Source organism: Phocaeicola sp. RTP21198st1_B8_RTP21198_201120, assembly GCF_040929485.1.
GTDB lineage: Bacteria > Bacteroidota > Bacteroidia > Bacteroidales > Bacteroidaceae > Phocaeicola > Phocaeicola dorei.
Map to the genome: position 1 here is coordinate 21593 of NZ_JBCOCI010000059.1, position 8669 is coordinate 30261.

Here is an 8669-nt window from a genome sequence, read left to right on the forward strand (position 1 = left end):
CCTGCAATTCACTTGCAGGTCTATTTTTCTTCTCTTTCTATTTTCTATATTATTCAGAAATTGCCTCAACGGACTCTCCCAATTCTTTCTTCAAATCTTCATAGAAGGCAGCATGTGATGCTTCTACATAGGGAGCCAAGAACAAGAAACCGATACCCAAAGTAAAACAGCACAAAATAGCCCAACCAATGAAGCTCAAATCCAACAAGAACATCTTCATCTTATGACCGGACATCATCGCCATACTTTTCTCTATGGCAGCATTGTACTGCAACTCCGGATAATCTTTCAGAATAAAGAGCGTCATGGCATATGAATAGGACTTCATGATGCCCGGAATGACAAGCAGCAACGTCCACAGGAATGTATAGACTGTAGTCAGTAGCATTGTACCCAATATCCGTCCGTAGTCTTTAAACCCGTCGAAAAGACGGGCAAAATCCAGCTTTATTCCACGAATCACATCCAAAAAAAGGACAGTATAGCCGAATCCCAAGGGTAGGAGCAACAAAGCAATGAGACTAAAGGAGGACGAAGCCACCGACTCCATAATACGATAGGGCAGCGTAGGGGTATTCATCACCAGTCCATAAACCAAGGTAATAACCGCACCCAATCCCCAATTACCGGTCAACGCATCGATTGCCCGATTCTTCAATTCTGAATTTGTTTTCATAAGAATCTATTTTTCTATTAGTCTAAAACTGTCACCCAATTATGTGTATCAGGTTCATCACCATACTGGATAGCACGCAGTTTGTTATACAGTTTTGTACAAACAGGACCCGGCTTTCCATCTTTAGAGATAATGTACGATTTCTTGTTTTCCAAATCATCAATACGCTGGATAGGACTGATAACAGCCGCCGTACCGCAAGCCCCTGCTTCCTCGAAGGTTTCCAGTTCTTCTTCAGGAACCGGACGACATTCCACCTTTATACCCAAATCCTCGGCCAGCTGCATCAAACTCTTATTCGTTATAGAAGGCAGAATAGAAGATGATTTTGGTGTAATGTAAGTATTATTTTTAATGCCGAAGAAATTAGCCGCACCACACTCGTCAATGTACTTCTTTTCTTTGGCGTCTAGATAGAATTCGCACGAATATCCCAAATCATGGGCTTTCTTATTGGCACGCAGGCTGGCAGCATAGTTACCGCCCACCTTAAAGCGTCCGGTTCCATAAGGCGCGGCACGATCGAACTCACGGATAATAACATAAGGATTAGTAGAAAAACCACCTTTGAAATAAGGACCTACCGGAGTTACGAATACCACAAATAGATATTCATTGGCAGGGTGAACCCCCACCTGAGCACCTGTACCAATCAGTAAAGGACGAATATAAAGAGCCGCACCACTTTCGTATGGAGGAATGAAACGCTCGTTGGCTTTCACCACCTTCTTTATAGCGGCCACAAACTTTTCTGTAGGAAGTTCCGGCATCAGGATACCGTCACAAGTACTTTGCAAACGCTCCGCGTTGGCTTCAGGACGGAAAATACGAATTTTACCGTCTTTTCCACGATAAGCTTTCAACCCTTCAAACGCTTCTTGTCCATAGTGTAGACAAGTGGCAGCCATGTGAATATTCAACGTTTCCTCCGAACAAAGTTCCAACTCTCCCCATGCACCATCACGATAGTAGCAACGTACATTATAGTCTGTCTTCATATAGCCGAAGGACAGATTTGCCCAATCAATCTCTTTCATAGTGTATCTTAATTATGTTATTATTTACGAATGAGAGCAAAATTACGTTTTATATTTGCAAATTCCAATCAAAATAGCTTTTTTATTTATAGCTTTTATAATTTGCCTATATGTCTCAATGTGCTAATGTGCAAATATGCCATGCGGAATATAACGCAGCCAATTGCCACATTAGCATATTGTCACATTGATACATTATTATCTAACATTTTCTTTATCTCCTCATCGGCTTTATAAAGTTTATCCCGGCAAAACTTAATTAACTCTTGTGCCTCTTTCAGATTTACACTTAAACTGTCTATATCCAACTCATTACTATCTATGCGTGATACGATTTCTTCCAGACGTTTCATTGCCTGCTCATAGGTTTGTTTCTTTGCTGCCATACTTCGTTTTATTTTTTAGTTACTATACTCTTTATTTCTCCTTTGGCAAAACGAGTGGTAAGTTCATCCCCCGGCTGCAATGCAGAAGCATCGATCACCGCTTTGCCATTTTTCAGCGTGATACTATATCCCCTTTTCAACAAATTTTCGGGAGATGCCGCCTTCAATTCCTGCTCCAAAAGTTGGAGCCGATGCTTTTCCTTTACCAGACGACGCTGTGAAACGATGCCCAACTGAGTCTCCACCATTTTCAAACAATGGGTCTCTTTTGTCAGACGGGATTGCAGGCCTACTTCCAAATGCTTCATGATTCGTTCCTGGCGATAATGTTCCTCTTTCAGCCTCATCCGCGTCTGCATGGGAATACGTTCTACCATCCGGTTCAGCCGGGTATTTTCCCGTTCCATACGGGTAGAGATAGTATGAAGTACAGCCGATGCATAATCTTCAAGAACCTTGGCAGTGTCGTGCAAATGATTTATAAGATACTCGGCAGCAGCAGTAGGTGTCTTGACACGAGTATGAGAAACAAAGTCCAACACCGTATCGTCACGCTCATGCCCTATACCGGTTATAATAGGTATAGGAAACTGGGCACAATTAGCAGCCAACTCATATGTATCGAACCCCGAAAGGTCGGACGTGGCGCCTCCGCCACGGATAATAACCACGACATCCCAATCATCACGACAGGCATGGATAGCATCCAATGCAGTAATGACAGATTGTTCTACCCGTTCCCCCTGCATAATAGCAGGAAACAAATGCGGATAAAAAACAAAACCGTAGGAATTCTGTTCCAGTTGATTACAAAAATCACCATAACCGGCAGCCGTAGCCGAGGAAATAACGGCTATGCGTTGCGCCAGCAAAGGAATCTCTAGTTCCTTATTCAAAGTCAGCACACCTTCTTCTTCCAATTGCTTCAAGATTTCGCGACGGCGACGCGCCATATCCCCCAATGTATAAGTAGGATCTATATCCTGCACAGTAAGCGAGTAACCATACAATTCATGAAACTCCACAGCCACTTTCACCATCACTTTAATACCTGCAACAAAAGCCTGCCCGGTTTCCTCTTCAAAATAAGGCTTCAGCAGACGGTAGACATTGCTCCAAATAGTCCCCCTTGCCTTAGCTATCAGATTATTCCCCCGTGGCTCTTTCTGTACAAATTCCAAATAGCAATGACCGGAATAATTGGAACGTACATCACTCAGCTCTGCCTGAACCCAATAAGTATCGGGCAGACAAGCATGAATGCTGCGCTTAACCAACGCATTCAGTTCATATAAAGAAAGAGGATGTTCTTCCATTATTTTTTCTTCTCCAATTCTATTTGACAAGCTTTCCAGATATCAGGCACACCATAACCGTAAATATTATCCGGATACTCTTTACGGTCTCCTGCATTCCGCACCGCCTCCACCACCTGCTTGGCAGTGAGCCAGGGACAAGCCTGCCAGAAACAGGCTACCAACCCGCACAATGTAGGCGATGCGAAAGAAGTACCATTGGCATGAGAAACCGTTCCATCATTACCCGCTACGGCCGAAGCAACTCCCACCGCCATCACATCCGGTTTTACACGGCCATCTGTAGTATTTCCTACAGAAGAGAAATCAGCATTAACCAGATTCCGGTCCGCCGCCCCCACTGTAATAACATTTTCCGCATCTCCCGGAGGTGTAATTTTTTTCCATGTGCCACGACCCGAATTTCCGGCACTGCATACCAACACCAATCCTTTATCGGCAGCCAAAGAAGCGGAATGAGACATCAATGAATAATGCCCGTCCAAATCACGGTACCGGTAATTCATGGTTGTATCATCAAACTCATAATATCCCAATGAAGTATTAACCACATCCACTCCCACACTATCGGCAAATTCCAAAGCTTCCGCCCAATAATCCTCTTCCACTGGCTGTTCCGTATCATCATCCTCACTACGGAGAAGCCAATACGAAGCTTCAGGAGCTGTGCCGACCAATACATTCGGCTTATTGGCAGCCATACAAGATAACACTTTCATGCCATGATAGTTCTCGGCATAAATATCCGAGTGAGAATTTACAAAATCGCGTGTTCCCAACAAGTCCATTCCCTTGAAAACACTGATCTCATCAGCATTATAAAAACCGGCATCAATGACCGCTATTTGCATCCCCTTCCCACGAAAACCTGCAGCGTGAAGACTGTCCCCATGATGAACAGCAATCTGCCGCCACGCATCCCCATAATAGTTATTACTCTTTGTCACCTTATTGGTCACCTCTTTTTTACGGTCGGCATTGCGGGCAGGGATACTGTCGGGAGCTGTCCACACTTTCCGGACAGCTGCCACAAAAGGCAATGCCGCCACTTTATCAATAACCGATGTGTCGGATACCTGCACCACCACTGTATTGTTCCACTTACTTTTGGATACAGGACATACTCCTTTTCCGACCAGCATATCTATATAGCTCTGACATACAGGAAGATCTGTAGAATCAACGGGCAATCTCTGCCTCATGCGACGCTCCAAAGCACGTTCGGACAAATAAGCCGAAGGATTGTCCAATGCATAGGTTGTTTCTGCCTTATCGCGAAAGTTTACACGATACTTATACGTTTTTACTTGTGCCGGCATTTGTAAGGTGCATGCCAATAGCAAGCAGCCCACTATTCCTTTTTGACTATTCATTAATTCTATTCCGTTTATTTTTTAGATGCAAAGATAAACAAACTTTTCCCTCACACTCATTTTTTGTGTACCTTTGCAGCCAAATTCAGTTTAAACAGGTAAAAAGACAGAAAATAAAGTATGGCAAAAACAGGAACCCCCACAGAATTGGGAACACAACCAATCGGAAAATTACTTTTACAATATGCAATTCCCGCCATTATCGCTATGACGGCATCTTCCCTATACAATATGGTAGACAGCATCTTCATCGGTCACGGTGTAGGTCCTTTGGCTATTTCAGGACTGGCTATTACCTTCCCACTGATGAATCTGGCGGCTGCATTCGGTTCACTGGTCGGTGTGGGTGCCTCCACATTAGTTTCCGTAAAATTAGGACAGAAAGATTATGCCACCGCCCAAAATATTTTGGGCAATGTAGTTACGCTGAACTTTATTATAGGTATAGGATTCAGTATATTAACCTTGCTTTTCCTCGATCCTATTCTCTACTTCTTCGGAGCAAGCCCGGATACCATCTCCTATGCACGAGACTACATGGTCATTATCCTGCTGGGCAATGTTATAACCCATATGTATTTGGGACTGAATGCCTTACTACGCGCTTCGGGGCATCCACAAAAAGCAATGATAGCCACCATCACCACAGTAATTATCAATACCATCCTTGACCCTATTTTTATCTATCTATTCCATTGGGGTATTCAGGGAGCCGCCATTGCCACCATTCTGGCTCAAATCATCGCACTGGTGTGGCAATTCAAAACCTTCACAAACAAGAACGAATTGCTCCATCTCCACCGAGGCATTTACAAACTGCGCGGTACAATTGTAAAAAACACCATCGCTATCGGTATGTCTCCGTTCCTGATGAATCTGGCAGCATGCTTCATTGTAATTTTCATTAACAAAGGTTTGAAAGAATATGATGGCGATCTGGCCATTGGCGCATTTGGTATTGTAAACCGGATTGTTTTCCTATTCGTCATGATCGTGATGGGGCTGAATCAAGGTATGCAACCCATAGCCGGTTATAATTTTGGCGCCCAACAATATCATCGTGTAAACCAAGTATTAAAACTTACCATTTATGGTGCCACCACCGTTACAACAACCGGTTTTCTAGTAGGTGAACTGATGCCCGAATTGGCCGTATCCGCTTTTACCACTCATGAGGGACTGATACAGCTATCAGCTACCGGTTTACGCATTGTGGTCATATTTTTTCCCATTATCGGGTTTCAGATGGTAACGTCCAATTTTTTTCAAAGTATCGGCATGGCTGGTAAAGCCATCTTCCTATCATTAACCCGGCAGTTATTATTCTTGCTCCCCTGCATCATCCTGCTCCCTCTTTTCTGGGGATCGGCAGGAATTTGGTGGAGTATGCCAATATCAGACTTGGCGGCAAGTATTGTCGCAGGAGTCATGCTTTACCGCCAGTTCAAGATTTTTAATACCCACGGTAACAAATTAAAAGTTGAAAATTAAGAATTAAAAATTAGTTTCCTTATATTTGTCCACATAATCAATAGACAACGACTATGAACGAGCATTATGTTATCAACCTAGGACGCCAACTAGGCAGCGGAGGAAAAGAGATAGGCGAAAAACTGGCTCAAGAGTTTGGTATCGCCTTTTACGATAAAGAATTAATCAAGCTAGCTTCAGAAGAGAGCGGCCTGTGCAAGGAATTCTTTGAAAAAGCAGATGAAAAAGCTTCTCAAAGCATCATCGGCGGTCTATTCGGAACACGTTTTCCTTTTATCAGCGACGGAGCCATTCCCTATGGCAGTTGTCTGAGCAATGACGCTTTGTTCAAAATACAAAGCGATGTAATACGTGAACTGGCAGAAAAACAATCGTGTCTGTTTGTCGGCCGATGTGCCGACTACATTTTGCGTGACCATCCCCGTTGCGTCAATATATTCGTTTCTGCCTCCAAAGAAGCACGCATAGAAAGATTGATGCATATCCATCATATTTCTACAGAAGCCGCTGAGGAATTGATGGAAAAAGCAGATAAAAAACGGTCAGCTTACTATAATTATTATAGTTACAAAACGTGGGGAGCTGCCGAAACTTATCACTTATGTATTGATTCGTCCGTATTGGGGATTGACGGAACAGTACAATTCATCAAACAGTTTGTAAAATTAAAGTTAGGATTTTAACTACTTTTAAAATGGTATACCGGCAATTCAAAGGGTTACCTCAACTGTAATGAAGGGATATGTCTGATTTTTTTAATTCTATATTTCAAATAATTCAGACACATTCCTTTATATTATCCCATGGCAGGATAAATCAAAAAATATCAACCTTCAAACTTTTCCTATAAAATCAACAAATTCATTCACTTACGCAACATATCCTATAAGATTCCTATCACCAATAATATAGAAATGATTACTATGAGCAGCTTCAAACATGCAGGGCTAATAATTAGCATAATTACCAGTCTGATATCCTGTACACACAATAAGAACTACACCACAACCTTCCAACCCGAATTGGCAAAAGCAGAAGCAATAATGTACAGATATCCCGACAGCGCACTGCATATATTACAGGGCATACAACCTGACAATCCTTCTGACAATGAACAATATGCCACATGGGCATTATTGATGACACAAGCTCAATATAAAAACCAAATTGAACAATCCGATTCTTTAATAAATATCGCTTATTCTTATTTCATTAATCAAGATAATGCACAAAGAAAGGCATTGGCACTATATTATAAAGGTATCTTGTGCCATGAAAGTCATCATGCCGAAGATGCATTGTCATTTTATCTAGAAGCAACAACTGAAATAGAGAAAACAAATGATTATCAATTAGGCTTTCTTATCAATTCAGAGATAGGGCTAATGTATCTATATCGAAAACTAAATGATTATGCTATGGAATATTTTGAAAAAGCACATCATAATGCCGAATTATCCAACAACCAAACATACATAGCTTTCTCTTTCATCTATATCGCTAGAGCATTTTCACAGAAAAAACAATATAATAAAGCGATAGAATATTATGAAAAAGCCATAAAAATAGGACAAGTGAATAACTATCCTACCATATTGGCAAGCGCCATGAACGAAACCAGTTTTTTATTTCTTAAAACAGGAGAAAATAAAAAGGCTCTTCAGTATGCAAAAGATTGTATTAAAATAAAAAAAACTGATCAAAGGATATTTTCACTAGGAGATACTTATCGCTATTTAAAAATGTACGATTCTGCGTATTTTTACTTAAACCAAGCCTCCCTGTCACCTAATATCCATACAGCCCGTAGCGCCTATCAAGCACTATTTTATATTAGTCAAGAAGAAAAAGATTACAAAAAGGCAGTAGAGTACAGTAATAAACTATGGTTCTATCAAGATTCAATAGGTAAAACTGATCGCAATAAAGCATTAATAGAGATGCAAGAAAAATATGATCAGCAAAAAATAATTAATGAAAATAATCTGTCACAAATAAAGAAAGACCGGATCATACGCAATGTGCTCATCGCCTTAATCATTTTGTCTTTCATCATAGCAATAACAAACTATCTATACCAACGAAAAATAGTCTCTCAAAAACAAGAGATATTGGAGAAAGAAGAAAAAATTCGTTATTTCACTATGAAAATACATGAAAATGAGACATTGATAAACCGCAACAAAATGCGGATAGAAGAACTTACGATCCAAATGGAAGGAAGCCAAGAGATAAAAGAACAATGGAAAGAACAAAATAAAATACGACAAGAAATACAACAACAGAATGAAATGCTGAAACTGGAGAACAATAAACCCTCAAATCCGCAACTAAGCCCTTGAACGTCCTTATTGCGTTTACACGTCCTCTCATTACTGAATTTGCAGATA

At 41.2% G+C, this 8669-nt stretch carries 7 protein-coding genes and 1 pseudogene; 3 read left to right on the forward strand and 5 right to left on the reverse strand.

Going from position 1 to position 8669, the window contains the following annotated elements; genetic code table 11:
• Nucleotides 1-49: 49 nt before the first annotated feature.
• The 5 genes from AB5935_RS17435 to AB5935_RS17455 form a co-directional block, all read right to left on the reverse strand.
• Complete coding sequence (locus AB5935_RS17435) at nucleotides 50-676, reverse strand: DUF975 family protein (protein WP_007831180.1); 627 nt, start codon at nucleotides 674-676, stop codon at nucleotides 50-52.
• A gap of 17 nt (nucleotides 677-693) precedes the next feature.
• Complete coding sequence (locus AB5935_RS17440) at nucleotides 694-1713, reverse strand: branched-chain amino acid aminotransferase (RefSeq protein ID WP_007831179.1); 1020 nt, start codon at nucleotides 1711-1713, stop codon at nucleotides 694-696.
• A 182-nt stretch (nucleotides 1714-1895) separates the two neighbouring features.
• Nucleotides 1896-2099 (reverse strand): exodeoxyribonuclease VII small subunit, encoded by a 204-nt coding sequence (xseB, locus tag AB5935_RS17445; RefSeq protein ID WP_007831177.1) that lies wholly within the window; start codon nucleotides 2097-2099, stop codon nucleotides 1896-1898.
• 8 nt (nucleotides 2100-2107) lie between these two features.
• Nucleotides 2108-3415: an exodeoxyribonuclease VII large subunit gene (xseA, locus tag AB5935_RS17450; RefSeq protein ID WP_038611442.1), complete on the reverse strand. Its 1308-nt coding sequence runs from the start codon at nucleotides 3413-3415 to the stop codon at nucleotides 2108-2110.
• Entirely contained in the window at nucleotides 3415-4788 is a 1374-nt protein-coding gene (locus AB5935_RS17455) for a S8 family peptidase (protein WP_038611445.1), read from the reverse strand. The genes xseA and AB5935_RS17455 overlap by 1 nt, the downstream gene beginning before the upstream one ends.
• A gap of 120 nt (nucleotides 4789-4908) precedes the next feature.
• On the opposite strand from AB5935_RS17455, the gene AB5935_RS17460 reads away from it, so the two are divergent.
• The 3 genes and pseudogenes from AB5935_RS17460 to AB5935_RS17470 form a co-directional block, all read left to right on the forward strand.
• Nucleotides 4909-6279, forward strand: coding sequence for an MATE family efflux transporter (locus tag AB5935_RS17460; RefSeq protein WP_007831173.1), 1371 nt, complete (start codon nucleotides 4909-4911; stop codon nucleotides 6277-6279).
• 53 nt (nucleotides 6280-6332) lie between these two features.
• Complete coding sequence (locus tag AB5935_RS17465; protein WP_005845633.1) at nucleotides 6333-6962, forward strand: AAA family ATPase; 630 nt, start codon at nucleotides 6333-6335, stop codon at nucleotides 6960-6962.
• A 231-nt stretch (nucleotides 6963-7193) separates the two neighbouring features.
• Nucleotides 7194-8603, forward strand: a pseudogene (locus AB5935_RS17470) (hypothetical protein); the annotation flags it as partial.
• Nucleotides 8604-8669: the final 66 nt, after the last annotated feature.